The 21,847-nt window shown below is 51.2% G+C and carries 18 protein-coding genes and 1 tRNA gene; 9 read left to right on the top strand and 10 right to left on the bottom strand.

The features are described 5' to 3' along the window. Positions 1 to 7: 7 nt before the first annotated feature. Positions 8 to 454 (bottom strand): ribonuclease HI, encoded by a 447-nt coding sequence (gene rnhA / locus ACQY8X_RS01095; protein ID WP_428033290.1) that lies wholly within the window; start codon positions 452 to 454, stop codon positions 8 to 10. Beyond that, positions 438 to 1,223: a class I SAM-dependent methyltransferase gene (locus ACQY8X_RS01090; protein WP_428033289.1), complete on the bottom strand. Its 786-nt coding sequence runs from the start codon at positions 1,221 to 1,223 to the stop codon at positions 438 to 440. Before ACQY8X_RS01090 ends, rnhA begins: the two co-directional genes overlap by 17 nt. 127 nt (positions 1,224 to 1,350) lie before the next feature. Here ACQY8X_RS01090 and gloB point away from each other — a divergent pair, with 127 nt between their 5' ends. The 7 genes from gloB to ACQY8X_RS01055 all read left to right on the top strand — a co-directional run bounded on the left by gloB (position 1,351) and on the right by ACQY8X_RS01055 (position 9,819). Then, on the top strand, positions 1,351 to 2,124 hold the full coding sequence (gene gloB / locus ACQY8X_RS01085) for a hydroxyacylglutathione hydrolase (protein ID WP_428033288.1): 774 nt from the start codon (positions 1,351 to 1,353) through the stop codon (positions 2,122 to 2,124). 129 nt (positions 2,125 to 2,253) lie between these two features. Continuing rightward, positions 2,254 to 3,864, top strand: a complete 1,611-nt coding sequence (locus ACQY8X_RS01080; RefSeq protein WP_428033287.1) for a LysM peptidoglycan-binding domain-containing protein — start codon at positions 2,254 to 2,256, stop codon at positions 3,862 to 3,864. A 39-nt stretch (positions 3,865 to 3,903) separates the two neighbouring features. Continuing rightward, entirely contained in the window at positions 3,904 to 4,152 is a 249-nt protein-coding gene (locus ACQY8X_RS01075) for a hypothetical protein (RefSeq protein ID WP_428033286.1), read from the top strand. Between the two features lie 79 nt (positions 4,153 to 4,231). After that, positions 4,232 to 6,052 carry an extracellular solute-binding protein gene (locus ACQY8X_RS01070; protein ID WP_428033285.1) on the top strand — a complete coding sequence of 607 codons (1,821 nt, stop codon included), beginning with the start codon at positions 4,232 to 4,234 and terminating at the stop codon, positions 6,050 to 6,052. Between the two features lie 5 nt (positions 6,053 to 6,057). Beyond that, positions 6,058 to 7,152: a microcin C ABC transporter permease YejB gene (locus tag ACQY8X_RS01065; protein WP_428033284.1), complete on the top strand. Its 1,095-nt coding sequence runs from the start codon at positions 6,058 to 6,060 to the stop codon at positions 7,150 to 7,152. Positions 7,153 to 7,157: 5 nt separating this feature from the next. Then, a complete protein-coding gene (locus ACQY8X_RS01060) occupies positions 7,158 to 8,210 on the top strand; it encodes an ABC transporter permease (protein ID WP_428033283.1) in 1,053 nt (350 codons plus the stop codon). Then, positions 8,203 to 9,819, top strand: a complete 1,617-nt coding sequence (locus tag ACQY8X_RS01055) for an ABC transporter ATP-binding protein (RefSeq protein WP_428033282.1) — start codon at positions 8,203 to 8,205, stop codon at positions 9,817 to 9,819. The genes ACQY8X_RS01060 and ACQY8X_RS01055 overlap by 8 nt, the downstream gene beginning before the upstream one ends. A gap of 190 nt (positions 9,820 to 10,009) precedes the next feature. On the opposite strand, the gene ACQY8X_RS01050 is transcribed toward ACQY8X_RS01055, so the two are convergent. The 8 genes from ACQY8X_RS01050 to nfuA form a co-directional block, all read right to left on the bottom strand. Continuing rightward, positions 10,010 to 11,125, bottom strand: coding sequence for a hypothetical protein (locus tag ACQY8X_RS01050; RefSeq protein WP_428033281.1), 1,116 nt, complete (start codon positions 11,123 to 11,125; stop codon positions 10,010 to 10,012). A 4-nt stretch (positions 11,126 to 11,129) separates the two neighbouring features. Beyond that, positions 11,130 to 11,867 (bottom strand): hypothetical protein, encoded by a 738-nt coding sequence (locus tag ACQY8X_RS01045; protein ID WP_428033280.1) that lies wholly within the window; start codon positions 11,865 to 11,867, stop codon positions 11,130 to 11,132. A 69-nt stretch (positions 11,868 to 11,936) separates the two neighbouring features. After that, positions 11,937 to 13,004 carry a glycosyltransferase gene (locus tag ACQY8X_RS01040; protein WP_428033279.1) on the bottom strand — a complete coding sequence of 356 codons (1,068 nt, stop codon included), beginning with the start codon at positions 13,002 to 13,004 and terminating at the stop codon, positions 11,937 to 11,939. Between the two features lie 348 nt (positions 13,005 to 13,352). Continuing rightward, a complete protein-coding gene (locus ACQY8X_RS01035; protein WP_428033278.1) occupies positions 13,353 to 15,233 on the bottom strand; it encodes a SurA N-terminal domain-containing protein in 1,881 nt (626 codons plus the stop codon). A 152-nt stretch (positions 15,234 to 15,385) separates the two neighbouring features. Next, positions 15,386 to 15,462: transfer RNA gene (locus ACQY8X_RS01030), tRNA-Asp, on the bottom strand. 39 nt (positions 15,463 to 15,501) lie between these two features. Further along, positions 15,502 to 15,777 (bottom strand): HU family DNA-binding protein, encoded by a 276-nt coding sequence (locus ACQY8X_RS01025; protein ID WP_091358245.1) that lies wholly within the window; start codon positions 15,775 to 15,777, stop codon positions 15,502 to 15,504. A 127-nt stretch (positions 15,778 to 15,904) separates the two neighbouring features. Further along, complete coding sequence (gene lon, locus ACQY8X_RS01020) at positions 15,905 to 18,334, bottom strand: endopeptidase La (protein ID WP_428033277.1); 2,430 nt, start codon at positions 18,332 to 18,334, stop codon at positions 15,905 to 15,907. Positions 18,335 to 18,604: 270 nt separating this feature from the next. After that, entirely contained in the window at positions 18,605 to 19,198 is a 594-nt protein-coding gene (gene nfuA / locus ACQY8X_RS01015) for a Fe-S biogenesis protein NfuA (protein WP_428033276.1), read from the bottom strand. Between the two features lie 197 nt (positions 19,199 to 19,395). Here nfuA and ACQY8X_RS01010 point away from each other — a divergent pair, with 197 nt between their 5' ends. Together ACQY8X_RS01010 and ACQY8X_RS01005 are read left to right on the top strand one after the other, a co-directional pair. Then, a complete protein-coding gene (locus tag ACQY8X_RS01010; protein WP_428033275.1) occupies positions 19,396 to 20,724 on the top strand; it encodes an MATE family efflux transporter in 1,329 nt (442 codons plus the stop codon). Positions 20,725 to 20,804: 80 nt separating this feature from the next. Then, on the top strand, positions 20,805 to 21,847 hold a 1,043-nt coding region (locus tag ACQY8X_RS01005), incomplete at its 3' end, for a cation:proton antiporter (protein WP_428033274.1).

Raw genomic sequence — 21,847 nt, 5'->3', positions numbered from 1 at the left:
TGTTCACTTACGCCAGTTGCAGGGCCTGTTCGACACCCCGGTTAGCCAGTTGGTCTGCCAGTTCATTACCCGGGTGACCACTATGACCCTTAACCCACTTCCACTCAATCTGATGCCGCGCAGTCTGCACTTCAAGCCGCTGCCACAGATCGGCATTTTTCACCGGCTTCTTTGCTGAAGTTTTCCAGCCATTGCGCTTCCAGCCTGCCAGCCACTCAGTGATCCCTTTGCGTACATACTGAGAGTCGGTCGTCAGTATGATCTCGCAGGACTCCTTGAGTATGCTCAGCGCTTCAATTGCTGCCATCAGCTCCATGCGATTATTGGTGGTATTCATCTCGCCACCAAACAACTCTTTGGAGTGTTCTCCATACTGCAATACCGCTCCCCATCCCCCCGGTCCTGGATTTCCCTTACAGGCACCATCGGTATAGATCTTAATTTTTTTCTTCACTCACACGTCCTCGGGCACCACGGGTTGATGGTTCAACCAGCGGCAAATTAATCAGTTTTCGTTTCTTCCAGACCGGCTCAATCGGAGTCATCCCCCCTACATCCTTGCGGGCTACCTGCAACATAAAAGCACCGCAGTGAGATGAGCAGCGTCGGGTCATGGCATCAATCAGACGCCCTCGCTGCCGCCAGCTCTCCTTTTCAAAAGGCAGGCGGTAATAATCTGACAACTCTTTCACCACCGTAAGCTCCAGCAGTGCCAGCCAGTCATGCATCCGTTGGGGACCAATAAAATGCCCCTGCCAGGGCACCGTTTCTTTATTAAATTTGAGCTTTCGGTACACCCCCCACCAACTGATGGGATTAAAACCGATATTCAGCAGATAACCACCGGGGCGTAATACCCGGGCCGATTCTCTCAACACCTGATGAGGACTCTGGGCAAAGTCGAGGCCATGATGAAGCAGCACCACGTCGATACTATTGTGTTCGAATGGCAGCTCTTCATTACGGGCGATTACTGCACTATCCGATAAGCCAAGTTCAAAAATGGGGTTGACCGGAATCTGATTACGTACCGGGCTTTCCCTGGCCAGGTCAAGCCGGTTATCAAAACTTATTTGCAGCAGATGATAACCAAACATGGTCGGCAACAGACGGTCAAGCAGCGCCCGCTCAGAGGCTAATAGCTGCTGGCCTAATTCCGTATCAAACCAACTGCGTAATTCAGGTATCCACTCGCCGAGCAATGGCTGTTGTTTAAAACCCATACATTATTAGCCCTTAACGCTCCGGTTTGAATAGGTTAATCTTATAACCAATGAAGCGCACAGAAACACCTCAGCGCATCATAATCTACTACTATATCTGACAAATTCGATACAGCCGAGGCTTAAAATGTTTAATGTCATGCCAATCCCCGCTTTTAATGATAACTATATTTGGGCTCTGACTGTACCCGGCGGTAACGAAGTTGCGGTTGTAGACCCAGGTGATGCGGAGGTCGTTAACCTTTACCTGAAGGAAAATAACCTGCGACTAACGGCAATTCTGATCACCCACCATCATCATGATCATACCGGCGGTGTAACACAGCTGAGCCAGCAACACGCCATTACCGTTTTCGGCCCGGCTAACTCTCCCTTTGAGGGGATCACCAACAAACTCAGCGATGGTGACCAAATCGAACTGCTGGGGCTGACCCTGACTATCCGCGAAGTCCCTGGCCACACTCTTGATCATATCAGCTATTATCATGCGGGCCAGGAGCCCCAGCTTTTTTGTGGTGACACCCTTTTTCTGGCTGGCTGCGGCAGACTGTTTGAAGGCAGCGCAGAGCAGATGCACCGGGCGATGGAATACTTCAGAAGACTTCCCGACACCACCCAGATTTTCTGTACACATGAATACTCCCTGGCCAATCTGGCTTTTGCCGCAGCGGTCGAACCAACTAATGCTCATATCACTGAAGCGATAGAACACTGCAGCCGTCTGCGTGAATCAGGCCAGCCAACACTGCCGACAGATATCGCCACAGAGAAGCGGATCAATCCGTTTCTGCGCTACAGTGAAGCCCCGGTTCGACAATCTGCTGAACAGTTTTCCGGTGGACCTCTGACCTCTGAGGTTGCAGTCTTTGCAACTATTCGCGAATGGAAGAATCAGTTCTGAGAACGCCGCTGACAGGCCAAATCAGACCGCAAATATTGATGCAGCTCAGACTGGGGGTAATAACGGTTGACCCCCTGTAAGCAGCCCCATAAAATGCATCCTTTTATATTTAACAGGGCACCCTAGCCGATGCAGCTGGTCAGAAAATTTGTTGTACTCACCACTGCCGGGCTTATTCTTGCCGGCTGCCAGACGAACCAGCTTATCAGCCAGCAACCGGCAGCTGATTCTGCAGCCCCCTCTGTGGCACAAAAAAGGTCAGCAGAACAGCAACACCAGCCGCAGGTTATGCGCTCCACCACCGATAAGATGAAACCGGATCAGTCGGAATCTGTGACTGACCTATGGCAGCTGACGCGCCAGCATATGCAACTCAATCTGGATAATGACGAGCCACGCTTACAGGCGCAGTTCGAATGGTACAAAAAGCATCCCGATTATATGCAACGGGTAGCCACCCGGGCCAGCCGCTATTACTACTACATTCTGGGTGAAGTACTTAAGCGCGATATGCCCGCCGAGGTTGCCCTGCTACCGATCGTAGAAAGCGCCTATGACCCTTTCGCCTATTCCCACGGACGGGCCGCGGGTCCCTGGCAGTTTATTCCAGGAACAGCCAAGCATTTCGGGCTGAAAAACAGTTGGTGGTATGACGGACGCCGCGATATCGTCGCCTCAACCGAGGCCGCGCTCAACTATCTGCAACAACTGCATGACCGGTTTGACGACTGGGAACTTGCCCTGGCAGCTTACAATTGTGGGGGAGGTAATGTTTCCAAAGCGATACGCCGCAACGAAAAGAAAGGTCTCCCAACCGACTTCTGGTCACTTGACCTCCCTAAAGAGACCCGGGTTTATGTACCTAAACTACTGGCCGTATCGCGGCTTATCCGTGATGCCGAAAAGAGCGATCTAATCCTGACACCGCTGGCAAATGAGCCGGTCTTTGAAGCGGTTGAACTGGACAGCCAGATCGACCTGGCTCAAGCCGCAGAACTGAGCTCAATCACCACGCAGGAGCTCTATCAGCTAAACCCTGGCTTCAACCGCTGGGCAACCGACCCTGATGGCCCACACCGTCTGCTGGTTCCCGCCGCAGCGGCAGAACAGTTCCGTAGCCGACTCGCCGCACTCCCCTCGGAACAGAGAGTAAACTGGACACGCCATAAAATCGGCAAGGGCGAAACCATCAGCACCATCGCGCAGCACTACAAAACCACCACCGCCGTGATCCGCGAAGCTAACAAATTAACGAACAACACTATTCGTGCCGGCAAATACCTGCTGATTCCAAGCGCTAAACATGACTCGAGTGAGTACTCCCTGAGCCAGTCACAACGTTTCAATCGGAAACAGGTTCAGCTTGCTCAGAGCGATCGCAACAAAACCACCTATCAGGTTAAAACCGGTGACAGTTTCTGGAAGATCGCCAACCAGAACAACATCAGCGTACGGGAGCTGGCGTCATGGAACCAGATGGCACCGGGAGACCCTCTGCGGGTTGGACAAACACTGACCATGTGGAAAGCAGAAACCAATCAGGGGCTCAGCCGCAGTGATGAGCAAATGATTCGCCGTATCGGTTATTCAGTTCGTAGTGGCGACTCGCTGTATACTATCGCTGACCGTTTCCGGGTGTCCATCAACGACATTAAACGCTGGAACAAACTGGAAAAGAGTAAGTATCTGCAGCCAGGGCAGCGCCTGACACTTTATGTCGATATCACTAAAGCCCGTTAATTACTGTTCGTTAACCACGCCAGCCACTGGAGACAGAACATGGACGCACTCAGTATCGGAATCATCATCTTCGCAACAGTGACGGCGTTACTCTTTAAATTCATCATTTACCATAAAATTTGCAACTGGATGGATAAAGACCTGATCTCAGGCCTGGCCAATGGCGACAGTGAAAAACAACAGTTTCTGACTGCTCAGCTGAATAAGATGAAAACCGACAAAGTCAAACGCAGACTGCAACATCAGCGTCTGACTGAACTGGCCACCGAATTTGAACAAAACCGCTAATCCGTACTCATATAACTAGCTATAACCCAATCTGCCTGTTATAAATTAACAGGTTATCAATCTGGCTGGATAATTACGGATGAATTTCAAACAGTTATCTAAGCAGATATCATCGCTCTGCCTGTTATCTGCAACTCTGATCTGCACGCTTACCTCCCCACTTCAGGCTGCCTCACCGCAGCACGGCATCTCCATGTATGGCGATCTGAAGTACCCAGCAGGCTTTGAGCACTTTGACTATGTTAATCCCGACGCCCCCAAGGGGGGGAGTGTTTCTGAAGATGCGTTAGGTACCTTTGACAGTTTCAACGGCTTTATCATTAAAGGGGCCGCTGCCGACGGCATGGGCCTTATCTATGATTCCCTACTGACTAAATCACAGGATGAACCGTTTTCACTCTACGGCCTGCTGGCTGAATCACTCGAGACCGCCGATGATCGCAGCTGGATAATCTTCAACCTCAACCCTAGCGCCCGTTTCAGCGACGGCCAGCCGGTCACTGCTGAGGATGTGATATATACCTTTAAGCTGCTGCGTGAACAGGGCGCTCCATTTTACCAGTCCTATTATCGGGATATCGTCAACATTGAGGCCCTTTCAGAGCGGCGGGTTAAATTCAGCTTCAGTGCTAACGAAAACCGCGAGTTAGCGCTAATCGTCGGCGAAGTAAGTATCTTACCAAAGCACTTCTGGGAAAAGCGCGATTTCAGTAAGCCCGGGCTGGAGATCCCGGTCGGTTCCGGCCCCTATCTGATTGACAGTTTTGATGCCGGACGCAGCATCACCTATCGTCGCAACAAGGATTACTGGGGGGCAGATCTGCCGGTCAACCGGGGGCGCTTTAACTTCGATACAATCCGTTATGATTATTACAAAGACGGCAATGTTGCCCTCGAAGCATTCAAAGGTGGTGAATACGATTTTCGTCAGGAAACCTCGTCCAAACAGTGGGCCACCGGCTATACCGGCGCGGTGTTTGATGAAGGAAAAATCATTACCCGCAACCAGGTGCATCAAAACCCCACCGGCATGCAGGCGTTTATACTCAATAACCGCAAACCCTATTTTTCCGACAGCCGGGTAAGAGAAGCTCTGGCCTATGCCTTTGACTTCGAATGGACCAACCAGAATATCTTCTATAACGCTTATACCCGTACCAACAGCTATTTCTCCAACTCGGAGATGGCGGCCACCGAACTGCCCACTGAAGAAGAGCTGAAAATCCTTGAACCGATTCGTAACCAGGTGCCTCCCGAGGTGTTTACCCAGGTCTACAAAGCCCCTTCGACCAATGGTGATGGTAATATTCGCGGACAGCTACGTATCGCCCTGCGGCTGCTAAAAAGTGCCGGATGGACTTTAAAAGATGGGCTGTTAGTGGGGCCTGACGGCAAGCAGATGACATTCGAGATTCTGCTGGTGCAACCGGCATTTGAACGGGTGGTGGCGCCCTTTGCCCGCAACCTGGAACGTATGGGAATCAAACCCTCTATCCGCATTATTGATGCATCCCAATATATCAACCGGGTTCGCAGTTTTGATTTTGATGTAATTGTCAGCGGCTTCGGCCAATCGACATCACCGGGTAACGAACAACGGGAGTTCTGGCACTCATCCACAGCAGACCAACCCGGCAGTCGCAACATGATCGGCATTAAAAATCCGGCTGTCGACTATCTGATCGAGCAACTGATTCAAGCGCCTGACCGGGAACAACTGGTGCTGCGAACCCGCGCTCTGGACCGGGTACTGCAATGGAACCACTATGTGATCCCTCAATATCACATCAACAGTTATAGGGTGGCCTACTGGGATAAATTCGGTTTCCCTAAAATCCAGCCTAAATACTCTCTGGGGTTTGATACCTGGTGGGTCAGACCTGAAAAGATGGGGCAGTAATCTGAATGGCGGCCTATATCCTGCGGCGTCTGCTGCTGATTATTCCTACACTGCTGGGTATTCTGACCATCAACTTCATCATCGTCCAGGCCGCCCCCGGTGGCCCGGTCGAACAAACCATTGCCAACCTGCAGGGGCTGAATGCCAGCGCCACCTCTCGTTTTGATGGTTCTGCCCAGTCCGACCTCAGCAGCGCATCAGCAAGTACCAACAACAGCACCTATCGCGGTGCCAGAGGACTCGACCCACAACTGGTTAAGCAGATAGAAGCTCAGTTTGGCTTTGATAAACCGGCCCATGAACGTTTCTTACAGATGCTGAAAAACTATCTGGTATTCGATTTTGGTGAGAGTCTGTTCAGTGGCAAAAAAGTCACCGACCTGATTATTGAGAAGCTGCCGGTGTCGATCTCTCTGGGACTCTGGACCACGCTGATCACCTACCTGGTCGCAGTACCTTTAGGTATTAAGAAAGCTGTTCGCGATGGTACTCCCTTTGATGTCTGGACCAGCTCAGCCATCATCGTCGGCTACGCAATCCCCAACTTTCTGTTTGCTATTCTGCTGATCGTGCTGTTCGCCGGAGGCACCTACTTTAGCTGGTTCCCGTTGCGTGGGCTAACCTCACCGGATTTCGATCAGCTAACCCTCTGGGGCCAGATTAAGGACTATTTCTGGCATATCACCCTGCCGGTACTGGTGTCCGTAATCGGTAGTTTTGCCACCCTCTCGATGCTGACCAAAAACTCATTCTTAGATGAGATAAACAAACAGTATGTGGTTACCGCAAGGGCAAAAGGTCTGACAGAGAACCAGGTACTCTATGGCCACGTGTTCCGTAATGCGATGCTGTTGATTATTGCCGGGATGCCTGCGGCCCTGATCGGCATTTTCTTCACCGGATCAATGCTGATTGAGGTGATATTTTCCCTCGACGGAATCGGCCTGTTAGGCTACGAAGCGGTCATCAAACGGGATTACCCGGTGATCTTTGGCACCCTGTACATCTTCACCCTGATCGGCCTGCTGCTGAAGCTTGTCAGTGATCTGACCTATGTCGCAGTAGACCCACGCATCGATTTTGAAAGCAGAGAGAACTGAGCAGTATGCTGAAGTGGTTCAAGCCTACAAAAATAAGCCCCATCAACCAGCGCAGACTCCAGAATTTTCGCAACAATAGACGCGGTTACTGGGCGCTCTGGCTATTTCTCACCCTGTTTATCCTCAGTCTGTTTGCCGAACTGATTGCCAACGATAAGCCACTGCTAATACGCTATGAAAACAGCTTTTACTATCCGGTGGCTATCGATTATTCCGAACTTCAGTTCGGCGGTGAATTTGACACCTTTGCGGATTATAAAGACCCCTATATCCAGGATCTGATCACCAGTAAAGGCGGCTGGATTATCTGGCCACCGATCCGCTTCAGTTATCAGACAATTAATCAGGATCTGCCGGTACCGGCCCCCTCGCCACCAAGCGCTGAAAACCTGCTGGGCACCGATGATCAGGGACGTGATGTGCTGGCCCGGGTGATATACGGCTTCAGAGTGTCGGTACTGTTTGCCATCACCCTGACACTTATCAGCTCCGTAATCGGGGTTGCTGCAGGCGCTGTCCAGGGCTATTACGGCGGCAAAGTCGATCTTATTTTCCAGCGTTTTATTGAGATCTGGTCCGGTATGCCGGTGCTCTTCCTGCTGATCATTCTCGCCAGTATTGTGCAGCCCAACTTCTGGTGGCTGCTGGGCATTATGCTGCTGTTCTCCTGGATGCAACTGGTGGATGTGGTGCGCGCCGAGTTTCTCCGCGGCCGTAATCTTGAATATGTCAGAGCCGCCCGGGCACTGGGTCTGAACAACCGCCTGATCATGTTTCGTCATATACTGCCAAACGCGATGGTCGCCACCCTGACCTTTATGCCGTTTATCTTCAACGGTTCACTGGTGACGCTCACTGCGCTGGACTTTCTCGGTTTTGGTTTACCCCCCGGCTCGGCTTCACTGGGCGAGCTCGTGGCACAGGGTAAAGCCAACCTTCATGCACCATGGCTGGGATTAACTGCGTTTATCTCGCTGTCAGTCATGCTAACGCTGCTGATCTTTATTGGCGAGGCGGTGCGCGATGCTTTTGACCCCCGGAAGGTGATGAATGACTGAAACCCTGCTGTCGGTACGTAACCTGTCGGTCCGTTTTGGCCAGAACAGTCATGCGGTTGATGCGGTTGATGCGGTTGATGCGGTCAAAAATGTCAGTTTCGATATTGTCGCGGGCAAAACCCTGGCGCTGGTTGGTGAGTCCGGTTCAGGGAAATCGGTCACCGCGATGTCGATTCTTAAGCTACTGCCCTACCCTAAAGCCAGTCACCCCGGAGGGGAGATTCTATACAAAGGCAAGAACCTGCTGCAAAACAGTGAAGCCGAGATGCGCTCGCTGCGGGGGGACCGCATCAGCGTGATCTTCCAGGAACCGATGACCTCGCTTAACCCGCTGCACAATATCTCCCGCCAAATAGGCGAGACCCTGTTGCTGCATAAAGGTCTGACAGGCTCTCAGGCCCGCGAGAGAACCCTGGAGCTATTAAACCTGGTTGGCATCCAGGAAGCAGAGAAACGACTCAACAGCTATCCTCACGAGCTTTCCGGCGGACAACGCCAGCGCGTGATGATCGCCATGGCACTGGCGAATGATCCCGAACTGCTGATCGCCGATGAGCCGACCACAGCACTGGATGTGACCATCCAGGAACAGATACTCGAACTACTTCGCTCCCTGCAACAGAAACTGGGGATGTCCATCCTGCTAATCACCCACGATCTGAATATTGTGCGGCGTTACAGTGACGATGTCTGTGTGATGTATCAGGGGGCGCTGGTCGAGCAAAGCAGCACGGCACGGTTATTTGCCAAGCCACAGCATCCGTATACGCAGACTCTGCTGAATGCAGAGCCCCGCGGCCTGCCGCAGACGGTAGAGAAACAGGGAACGCCGATCCTTGAAACCGACAATCTGAAAGTATGGTTTCCGATCAAACGCGGGCTGCTAAAGCGCACAGTCGACTATATCAAAGCGGTTAACCCCTGCAGCATCCGCCTCTACACTGGCCGCACGCTCGGCGTGGTGGGAGAAAGCGGCTCCGGTAAAACCACCCTGGGACTGGCAATACTCCGGCTACTGCGCTCTGAAGGAGGTATCTGCTTTGCCGGCGAGCCTATCGATCAGTTGAATCAGAACGAGATAAAACCGCTGCGGCGAAAAATGCAGATCGTCTTTCAGGACCCCTACGGCAGCCTGAGCCCACGCATGTCCGTCGCGGAGTCAATCAGCGAAGGTCTGGAGATTCATAACATCGGCCTGCCAGCCGAGCGGGAACAACTGATTATTGATGTGCTGCAGGAGGTGGGGCTCAACCCGGATGACCGGCATCGCTACCCGCATGAGTTTTCCGGCGGCCAGCGGCAACGGATCGCGATTGCCCGGGCAGTGATTCTCAAACCGGAGCTGATCATACTCGACGAACCCACCTCAGCACTGGATCGCACCGTCCAGGCGCAGATAATCGAGCTGCTGCGCGAACTGCAACAGCGCTATAAACTCAGCTATATCTTCATCAGCCACGACCTGGCTGTCGTCAAAGCCCTCAGCCATGACCTTCTGGTGATGCAGCACGGTGACATCGTTGAACAGGGCGATGCGTCTGAGATTTTCAACAATCCAGCTCAGAAGTATACTCGCCGATTACTCGAGGCCGCCTTTGCTGCGGGGTAAAGGCAGCAGTTAAATACCATTGTGATCCACGGACTGGTTTTACAATGGCAATTAATTATTCCCATGTGGGGACTGAGCGCTGTTGTTGCTGGAATCCGAAACAACTGAGACCCATTAAGCCATAGCTGACTTACTCAGTTAACGCTTAAAATATATCTGACCAGTTGCTTAATCTATTCCCAGGGGGTTATCACCGTCCCCCCAGAGAAACCAACTCATCCAACCATATATCAAGTCGCCTCAGCGCGCTGTCATAACCACGACTATCAGCCTTGTCACTGGCAGTAAACTCAGCATCTGTACATAAAGCTGAGCAGGCGGCATAAATACTGCCGGCAAACATTTCTGAATCCCCCTGCCAAACGACAATGCGGTGCCGCAAGCCAAGCTCTTTAGCGCGTGCAGCATTACGCTGTTGCTCGGGCTGATCTGTCAGCACCAGAATGATTGGACGATCATAAACCTGCGCTATCGATAGGGCCGCCATGCCCGGTGCTGAAATGATCAGAGCGCTGCTGGCAGCACGGGATACCCAGTCAGTATCCTGAGCTAGCCAGCCAGTACGGTTCGCCATGCCTTCGCCCACACAGTGAGCAGTCAGATCTGCTTTGGCAATGCCCTGCTCTAACGCTGCGGCAAGTGCCGGATCACAGAAGTGTGGATTAAGATATACCGCAACTGACTCGCTCCCCTGCTCAGACAGAATAGTTCCCGGCTTTACCGGGGCGACCGGGGTGGGTATGCGAATACGGTTTCCCCTTTGCTCTGCCTTAGGATGATAAGCAAAATCATGTTCCAGACGTGCTCTGGCACGGTTGATCTGAAATGAAACAATACCGCTGTATAGCCGCGCAATAACGGCGGGAAGGCGACCATTGAAGTTAGTCTCCAACGCTTGGCGCAGACTGGCACCATAAATATGAACCACCTTACGCCGCCAGCCAGGCAAGCATCCCATAAACAGCAGAGCGGGATGAAATGAGTCATTGAGCACAAGGTCATTTTCACGAAACACATGGCGTAGTTTCAATATATCCCGGGCCATACGTTTAGGGTGAAAGATATAGCTGGCCACATTAGCATCGGTCGCCTCACGCAACATATTTTGCTGGGTATCAAACTGCACAGAGTAATGGCGCGACAGCACGGTTGCAGTCAGACCAAAGCCAGCTAAAAATCGCTGCCCTTCATCTGATGTGGTGATGAGCTGTACGTCAACACCGCGAGCTTGCAACGCCTGTGAAAGCAACTGTGAGCGCATCAGGTGACCTCTGGCATCAGCAGTCGCTAGATAGGCAATTCGCATACCTTTAGCTCCTATCCGGCAATAACCTGAAGATCAAACCGGTTAATAACAGCCCTAGCGCACCTGTCACTGACCAGGAGCGATCAATAGCGCGGATCTCAGCCAGCATCTTTTGCAATACTGACTGCTCATGGGGTTCTACCAGGCGGGTTAACGCTTCACCGCAAAGTCGAACATGCCTGCCCTCATCCGCCAGTACACGCACCAGCAACGGCTGCAGAGCGTGTCCGTGAGGCATTTGATTGAGCAACCGGATATGACGTTCCAGTACCCGAGTAGCCATCTGCTCTGCACACAACCCGATGGCAAATGCGGGGACCAGCAAGCCGTTCGCGAATAAAGTCTCATAGCGATGAGCGACACTATGCCATTGCGCTATTTTGCGCCGACTTAACCAGTCAGGCTGCGCCTGACTATGGGCAACATTAACGTCACCGCGCTGGGCCAACGCCGCACCGAAAGCTCGCACATGTTCCTGTTCTTCGGCTAAATGCTGATCCATTTGACGCACCAACCAGTCTGGCGGCTCAGTGACGAGTTCACGCTGCAGCGCTATCTCAGTTGCTTGTTCCCCAATAAGATAGATACACAGCAACAGCCGCTCACCCGCGTTACTTGCATGAAGCTGTCGTAGCGCCGCTCGCTTAATGTAGTTCACCCATTGCGCTTGCAAACGTGGCCACCCACTCAACACGGGCGGGGCGAAGCTCGTGTGCAAAAGCGGTGAAGTATCAATACTCATAAATCTCAAGTTCCAAATCGGCTAATTTAAATACGCCAGTCTGACCGACGATGATTTGTTGCTTAAAGATCATTTTGATGGCCCATGATAGGACAAAGCCTGCACATCACCACCATCTTTGCCACGCGGCAGGCGCAAGCCTAAACCACGCATCAGAGCGCCGCTCATATCCAACACTGAAAAGCAGATAATTAAGAGGATTGCCGCTAACCAGCGAGGCCCATATAGTGGAGGTAGATTCTGCTGGTTAAGGGCGCGCAGGCTATAACTCAGCCGGGCAAACAAAACACATAATGGCCCGATAGGGCCACTGCGCGACAACCATTGCAACCCTACAGGCATATAGCTTTTTACCAGAAAGGGGGTCAGTCCATGAGTATCCTGGCCCCGCAACCACCTCAGTTTAACGATGTCGCTCAAACTGTCTGGAAAGCGATGCACAGTGTGCGCTTTAGCCGCGAAGTGTAGCGGTATACCCTGCGACTGCAGCTGCAGACCGAGAACCTGACAATGTGCCCGGTAGACACTAGCTAAGTCCTGGTAATGATATGCAGCGAAAACCTCGCGACGAAAGGCAACATTATTAGCGTAAAAATTACGTGTAGCACCCTCTGCCAGAGGGCTTGGGAAATACATAAAATCAAGCGTTGTCAGTGCAGTGCCAGCAAGATTGGGGGCATAGCTGGTACGGCCCGCCACGACAGCAAGAGTTTCATCCTTGATAAATGGATACAGTAGCTGAGCTAACCAGTCTGCAGCAGGCACACAATCTGCATCAGCAAAAACCACCCATTTACAGTGTTCGGGATCCGTGGCGGCAAACCCTGCATTCTTAGCTTGATAGTAGCCCGTCGTTGAATCAATCAACACAAAATCGATCTGCTTCCCCGCAATACCTTCCAGAACTTTACAGGAAGACTCATCCAAACCATCGTGAGTAATGACTATTTGCGCCAGTGCCGTCAGAGGAATACTTTGCTGTGACAGTAGTCCGGTCACCCGCTTCAGGCTACTTACGACCTGCTCAAAACATTCCCCCCCACGCAGATTATTCGTTTCTAATACCAGCGCAGTGTGACTTGCTACATCATTCAATGCCGTGTTTGTGTCCGATGAAATGCGGCTAATGGTTTCCATTTGCTTGAAATACTCCCTGTATAAAAGCGGTTTACGACGGTAAATCTCTAAGTCAAAAGGAGATCATATCTGCGAGCCCGGGCCCGACCTTAACAAGCCTGAGACGGCAAACATAAAGTCACCACCATTCAGTGCCGGTAACTGAGCACACTCTGAATTAAGCTGAACGATTACATACTGCAGGGCTTAAAACACCTTCCATAGCCTGTAGTTGCCTTATGATCTCCTTGGCACTTGTCGAATATTACACGATTGAGTCTGGGTTGTAACGCCAGGATTTTTACACTTCAGACAAGCATAAAAAAGGCTGCATCAGCAGCCTTTTACGTTTAATGAAATCCTCAGATATCAGAGCCTTTCGACTTCTGCAGCGTTTTTACGTGCTTCCATCATTGCCTGGTAGTCAAACTGACCAGAGCGCTGACTGAGAATGTTGCGCATCGCTTTTTTCTCATCGGCCGATACGGTCGACAGGTCTGGCTCATTCACGGCGGTTACCGCAACAATTCCCTGTGTACCATCATTCAGCCTGATCAGACTATATGAGGCACCCTGTTCAGGCTTAGGCAGCTTAAATGCAGCAGCGATGACCTCGACAGGCTGGTTACGGTCGGCACGGCCTACTGCGTCCGCAGTTTGCCACTCAGAACCATTGATCGCCACACGCTCACCACCCTGTTGCAGTTGTTCAAGCTCTGACTCCAGAGAGGCTTGCAGTGCTTCACCAGCTTTCTTCAGAGTCAGAATCTCAGTAATCTGAGGCTTAACTTCTTCCTCACTCAGCTGACGTGGCGTGATATGGTCCTTAATACGCAGTACAAGAGTACGGCCAGAGTCCAGCTCAATCGGATCGCTGTTCAGACTGTCGCGAATCAGTTCTTCGTTAAAGGCAGCACGTACCACCCGTGGGTTGGAAGTAATGTCATCATTACCACCTTTACGACTGAAGGGGGCCGCTTCGATGATATTCAGTTTCAGCTCGGCAGCGGGATCCTGCAGATCTCCGGACGAGAACGCCAGATCGGTCAGCTGCCCAACCCGTTCAACATAGATCTGCTCAACTTTGTTATCCATCTGTTCAGCAATCAGCTGATCTTTAACCTCGTCAAATTCCGGAGCCTTAGACTCGGACAGACCGGTCAGTTTGATAATATGATAGCCGAATGCTGTTCGAACAGGTGCGGATACCTCTCCAGCTTTCAGAGAATACACCGCCTGCTCAAACGGGCCATCCAGCATCCCCTTCTGATACACACCCAGATCACCACCAGCAGCAGCGGAGCCCGGATCATCCGACTCAGACTGAGCCAGCGCGGCAAAATCTTCGCCAGCGGCCAGTTTCTTTTCCAGCGCCTCAGCCTTCGCCAGGGCAGCGGCATCATCAACCTTATCAGACACTTCGATCATGATATGGGAGACCGTGCGCTGCTCTTCAGACTTGAATGCGGCTTTAAGCTGTTCGAACTGTGCCTGTAGCTCAGTTTCATCAACTTTAACCTCTTTCAGCAGATCGGCTTTATTGACCAGCAGGTATTCAATAGCCACCTGCTCTTCGGTCATAAAGTCCTGCTGATGTGCGTCATAGTAGGCGGTCAGGTCGGCTGGAGTCAGTGATACTCCCTGCATGTAATCCTGCAGACCCACTTTTACATACGCCAGATCGCGAGTTTCACGATCCAGTGTCATAATTCGCTCTGCTTCGTCGTTGAGAACGAATGCAGAAAGCATATAACCTGAGCGCTCATAGCTAATCAGCGTTTCTTTGCGCAGCAGATTCTTATACATCAATGGCGTCAGCCCCGCATTTCGCAGTACCGCCTGATACTGATCGGGATTAAACACACCATTCACCTTGAAATCCTGAGTATTAATAATCATCTGATCCAGCACCTGATCAGAGATCGCCATGTTCTGGTCAACCGCAGACTGCACCAGAATCTCCTGCTGAATAAGGTTGTCCAGCGTGGCCTTACGAATAAGATTATCATCCAGCAGGGTTGGATCAGCATTTTCGCCCATCTGCGCCAATAACTGACGACGCTGCAGGTCAGCGCCCTGCAACAGATCCCGTTCACTAATATCAACACCGTTAACCGTTGCGGGGGCGTTTGAACCTGAGGTCAGGCTGACCAGGGACTCCACCCCAAACAGTGCAAAGGTGACGACGATCAGACCAACAATGATCTTGGCGACGATTCCCTGGGAGTTATCTCGGATATTCTGAAGCATGATGCCTCTTGGCCTCTAAGGTAGTGTACAAATAGAAAAAAAGGCGCATCCCTGACAGGATGCGCCTTTTATATGTTTGGCAATACGGTAACCACTATTATGCAGGCTATCGTTACCCAGAGATATGCTAACTAAGTCAGCAATCTCACATTTGGCGGAACGGACGGGACTCGAACCCGCGACCCCCTGCGTGACAGGCAGGTATTCTAACCAACTGAACTACCGCTCCGGGTGCCAGCGATCCTTACGGATCAGGCGCTAGCTTTTATTACTTGTTTACAGCGTCTTTCAGAGCCTTACCAGGCTTGAAAGTTGGCAGAGTCGCAGCAGCGATCTGGATTGGCTGACCAGTCTGAGGGTTACGACCGGTACGCGCAGCACGCTCTTTAACACCGAAAGTACCGAAGCCTACCAGAGCAACAGAGTCGCCCTTTTGCAGAGCGCCGGAAATAGATTCCAGTGTTGCGTCCAGTGCGCGACCAGCAGCTGCTTTTGGAATATCCGCAGAAGCTGCAATTGCGTCGATTAGTTCAGATTTATTCACATTGTTCCCCTTATATGAATCATTTTTATATTCTGTAGCCCATGCCCAGCAAGTTGACGGACAATTTATACCAAGCCTGCAAATCAGGTGTCAAGCGGGTTGCAGCCTGATTTGCCACTATTTTGTGTTAATGCGGTTTTATTTGTCCCCGCTCATTTTTTGCTTGCTTTTTCTTTTCAGAAAAGCTTGCCTTTTGCTCCTCAGTCAGAGGTTCCGGACTGTATTTCAGGGCAATTTGCAATACCTCATCTATCCATTTTACCGGACAAATTTTAAGGTCTGCCTTGATGTTTTCAGGAATCTCCTTCAGATCGCGCTTATTCTCATCCGGAATAATGACCGTTTTGATTCCACCGCGGTGTGCGGCCAGCAACTTTTCTTTCAGCCCTCCGATAGGCAGAACCTGCCCACGCAGAGTAATCTCTCCGGTCATCGCCACATCAGAGCGCACCGGAATGCTGGTCAGCACAGATACTAATGCAGTACACATCCCGATACCAGCACTTGGTCCATCTTTTGGCGTCGCACCTTCAGGAACATGGATATGAATGTCGTTTTCTTCATGAAAATCCGGATTAATGCCCAGCGATTCAGCGCGACTTCTCACTACCGTCATGGCCGCCTGAATCGACTCCTGCATCACTTCACCCAGAGAACCCGTACGAATCTGACGCCCTTTACCCGGAACTACCGCTGACTCGATCGTCAGGATATCACCACCAACCGACGTCCACGCCAGACCGGTTACCTGGCCGATACGATCCTCCTCTTCAGCCACACCGAAGTTGCACTTGCGGACCCCGGAGTAATGCTCAAGATTTTCGCTGTTAGCAACAACTGAAGCGTTTTTATCATCGCTCAGTGCGATCTCTTTAATCACCTTGCGACAGATCTTAGCGATCTCCCGTTCAAGGCCCCGGACACCCGCTTCGCGAGTGTAATAGCGAATCAGATCGGTGACCGCTTCGTCGCTAATTACCAGCTCATCAGCTTTCAGACCATTTGTCTTAATCTGCTTAGGAATCAGATATTTACGAGCTATATTTAATTTTTCATCTTCGGTATAACCGGGGATGCGGATAATCTCCAGACGGTCTAGCAGAGGGCCTGGAATATTCATCGAGTTAGAGGTACAGACAAACATCACATCAGACAGATCGTAATCAACTTCAAGGTAGTGATCATTAAAGGTGCTGTTCTGTTCCGGGTCGAGCACTTCCAACAAGGCTGACGCAGGATCGCCACGCTGATCCATGCCCATTTTATCGATCTCGTCGAGCAGGAACAGCGGGTTTTTAACCCCCACTTTAGACATCTTCTGAATCAGCTTACCCGGCATCGAACCAATATAGGTACGACGGTGTCCACGGATTTCCGCTTCATCTCTGACACCACCCAGCGCCATCCGCACATACTCGCGGTTCGTTGCCCGGGCAATTGACTGTCCCAGAGAGGTTTTACCTACACCCGGAGGCCCCACCAGACAGAGTATGGGCCCTTTTAGCTTACGCACCCGGCGCTGTACTGCCAGATATTCAAGAATCCGGTCTTTAACCTCTTCAAGACCATAATGATCCTCATTCAGAATCGACTCGGCACGTTTCATATCGTGACGCAGTTTCGAACGTTTCGACCAGGGAATCTGCAACATCCAGTCGATATAACCGCGCACCACCGTCGCTTCAGCCGACATCGGAGACATCATCTTCAACTTATTGTATTCGTTGAGAGTTTTATCCAAAGCCTCTTTCGGCATACCCGCGGTATCAATGCGCTTTTTCAGCTCTTCGATATCGGTGGTGCCGTTTTCATCCAGATCTCCCAGCTCTTTCTGAATCGCTTTCATCTGCTCATTCAGATAGTACTCACGCTGGCTTTTTTCCATCTGTTTCTTAACCCGGCCACGGATCCGTTTTTCAACTTCAACCAGATCAATCTCAGACTCCATCAGCGCCATCAGATGTTCCAGACGCAGTTTGTCGTCCAGAATTTCCAGAATTTTCTGTTTTTCATCGAGTTTGAGCGACATATGCGCGGCGATGGTATCTGCCAGACGGCCGATCTCATCAATCGACCCCAGCGAGGTCAGCACCTCTGCCGGAATCTTCTTATTCACCTGAACAAAGCGTTCAAACTGATCCAGTGCGGTGCGCTTATAGATATCCGCTTCACTGTCACTGACTTCGCTGATCGGCAGAATTGTAACGTCCGCAGTAAAATGCGCTTCAGTCGTATGAAGCTTCTCTATACGGGCACGATAATCCCCTTCCACCAGCACTTTAACCGTGCCATCGGGTAGTTTCAGCATCTGCAGCACACTTGCGACGGTGCCAATAGAGAACAGATCACCACCGACAGGTTCATCATCGGAGGCATTTTTCTGTGCAATCAGCAGAATCTCTTTATCCTGCAACATCGCTGCTTCGAGGGCCTGAATCGATTTTTCACGGCCGACAAACAGCGGGATCACCATATGAGGGTAAATAACAACATCACGCAGCGGCAAAACCGGCAATGTAGTGGTAGTGATCTCTTTATCATTCTCGAGTGGTGCCATAATGGACCTTACTCCTTTTTCGGAAGAAACTGCGGGAGATACAGCAGTTACGGACTGTACGACATATCGTTCTTACTGATAAATGGGGCTTGGACGGCAAAATACAAGCACACCACAACAAAAGTTACATAAAAATGTAAAACCATCAGATAGCGTTATATCAGTTCGCCATGAGGGTAACAACGTATCAAAATGGTGGGTATTGTTATGACCTCAGCTTTTTTCATTAAAAAAGCCCGGACATGCCGGGCTTCCTGAAACGATAACGCCTTATCGGTAATAGGCATTATCGGTTACGCTGTGATCAGTCACATCGCGTACACCGACAAGGCCCTTAATCCGCTCTACCAGCGTTTTCTCCACGCCATCCTTAAGCGTCATATCAACGGCGCTACAGCCCTGACACCCGCCCCCAAACTGCAGGATAGCAATATGACCGCTCTCCTCTTCGATCAGTTCAATCAGCTTCACTTCACCACCATGTGAAGACAGGCCCGGATTGATATCAGAGTAGAGAATATAATTTATCTGCTCTTCCATCGGACTATCATCGGATACTTTTGGCACTTTGGCGTTCGGCGCTTTAATCGTCAGCTGTCCGCCCATACGATCAGTGGCAAAATCGACCGTCGCTTCCTCAAGGTAGGGCAAACTGTTTTTTTCGAAATAAAACTTAACCTTTTCCTTTAACATCACAACGTCATCTTCTACAACTTCGTCGGGACGGCAGTAGGCCAGGCAGGTTTCAGCGTAAGGCGTACCCGGCTGGGTTACGAACATCCGCACAGCAATACCTTCAACATTCTGCTTTTCCAGCAGCTCTGCGAGGTAGGTTTCGGCTGATTCAGTTACGGTAATATTCATCAAAATTCCTGTTAAATCACTCTCTCAATATGGCTTTCAGGATACACGCTTTCCAATCCCGAGTAAATTGCTCGGCTATTATCCGAAACATCGCCTGTCAATTCTGTTAAACTGCCCCCTTTTACACCTTTGCAACTGACTTCACAACATTCTGATCGACATTCAATCATCGATTCCAGTAATAGGACACTGCTTTTTTGAACCGCCTGCAGCGCATTAAAACCATTCTCACGCTGGGTCTGCCGATTATTGGCGGCATGCTGTCGCAGAGTGTACTAAACCTCGTAGACGCTGCGATGGTAGGGCGTCTGGGTGAAACCGCCCTGGCCGGAGTGGGTATCGGCGGCTATCTGAACTTTCTCGCCGTCAGCCTGATACTGGGACTGTCTTCAGGGGTGCAGGCACTGGTTGCCCGCCGTCGGGGGCAGAGTCTGTATAACGAAATGGCCACCCCTCTCAGCTGGGGAATCATCCTCGCATTTATGATTGCGATCCCCCTGAGCATTCTGTTTTTTTTCAACGCCGAACCGCTGATCACGCTGTTAAGCGACGATATTCAGGCCCAGACTATTGCCGGTGACTACTTTCAATATCGTATACTGGCACTGCTGGCAGTCGGGCTTAATCTGAGTTTTCGTGGTTACTGGAATGGCATCAACAGGCCGATGGTATATCTGCGTATTCTCCTCGCTGTACAGATCTTCAATATCCTGATTAGCTACACCCTGATTTTTGGCTATCTTGGATTGCCGGCGATGGGCGCACCGGGCGCGGGACTGGGAACAACTCTTTCCCTTTACATCGGGGCAATACTGTTTGCACTGGTAACACTGCCTTCAGCCATTAAAAATGGCCTGTTTCACTTTAAACTGAGCGACAAAGCGGGATTAATATCGCTGCTTCGTCTGGCCATTCCTCACTCAATCCAGCAGTTCTTTTTTGCCGCAGCGATCGTTGTACTTTTCTGGATTATCGGCCTGCTGGGAACGGCGCAACAGGCAATCGGGCATATACTGATCAATCTGGCGTTGTTGCTGATTCTACCAGGAGTCGGGCTGGGCGTGGCAACCACCACGCTGGTAAGCCACGCGCTGGGACAACACAACACCGCCCTGGCCAGCCGCTGGGGCTGGGATGTTATTATAACCGCGACCCTGATCATGTTCCTGCTCAGCCTGCCAATGTGGTTCTTCCCGGACCTGTTGCTTGGACTGTTTCTGGCAACAGATCAGGCGATAAAAGAAGCACACGAACCGTTAATGCTAACGGGGCTGGCTATCTGCCTTGATGCCTCCGCCATTGTATTAACCCAGGCACTGCTGGGTGCTGGTGCCAACCGTGTAGTAATGCTGATTAGCACACTGGGCCAATGGGGCTTCTACCTACCCCTGGCCTGGCTGATTGGCCCCTGGTTAGGTTATGGCCTTACAGGTATCTGGCTGTTACAGGTATTTCACCGGGCAGGCTCATCCCTCATTTATATTTATATCTGGAAGCGCAAAAACTGGGTTCATATCCGCATATAGATTCGCTAGACTAAGGTTGATATATCGACTGACTACAGCTGACCTGCCAACCCCTAACTTACCGGATTTCGCCTAACGCTATGATGCAACAGAGCCTAGTTTTCTCGTTTTTTCTTATTTTTACCGGGGCGGCAATACTGGCCTCGGTGGCTCTCTATACCCGCCAACCGCTGCTGGTCGCCTACATCATTCTGGGCGCAGCGCTGGGGCCTTATGGTTATAGTTTTATTCAGGACACCGCCCTGCTGTCAGACATCTCCCATGTAGGCATCATTTTCCTGCTCTTCCTGTTGGGACTGGATATGCAGCCAAGCCACCTGGTACATATGCTAAAAAAGGCCACCCTGGTAGCTATTTTCAGCGCCATTATTTTCATGGCCATCGGCTATGGTGTGGGCATCGCCTTCGGCTTCACCCGCACAGAAGCGATCATTATCGGCGTCGCACTGATGTTCTCCAGCACCATTATTGGCATTAAATTATTGCCCACGACAGTGCTGCATCATAAGCATACCGGTGAGCTGGTGGTCGGTTTATTGCTGTTGCAGGACGTTATAGCGATTCTGGTGCTGTTGTTTCTTAACAGCGGTGATAATGGCACCAGCCAACTGACCACCTTTCTGAAAACAGCGGTCTCGTTACCCCTGATCATTGGCGGCGCGCTGCTATTTGTCAGGTATATACTGCTACCCCTGATACAGAAATTTGATCGCTTTCATGAATATATCTTTCTCGTGGCAATCGGCTGGTGCCTCGGCCTTGCAGAGCTGGCCCACGCCGTTGGGCTGTCTGCTGAAATCGGTGCGTTTATTGCCGGTGTCAGTCTTGCAACCAGCCCAATCGCCCAATATATCGCCACCAGCCTGAAACCGTTACGGGACTTTTTCCTGATCCTGTTTTTCTTCTCCCTGGGTGCGCAATTCGACCCATCGATGATGCAGGAGTTGCTGGTGCCGGCACTGATGCTGGGTGTACTGCTGGTAGTGATAAAGCCGCCACTGTTTCGCCGTTTTCTGCTGCGTACTGGTGAAAGTGAGAAGTTTTCCCGAGAGGTGGGGGTCCGCCTGGGACAGATCAGTGAGTTCTCTCTCTTTGTCGCCATGTTGGCGGAACAGAGTGCAGT

This window comes from Amphritea sp., assembly GCF_050300915.1.
Lineage (GTDB): Bacteria > Pseudomonadota > Gammaproteobacteria > Pseudomonadales > Balneatricaceae > Amphritea.
The sequence above is the reverse complement of the archived record's forward strand: the minus strand, read 5'-3'. Positions and strand labels throughout refer to the sequence as shown.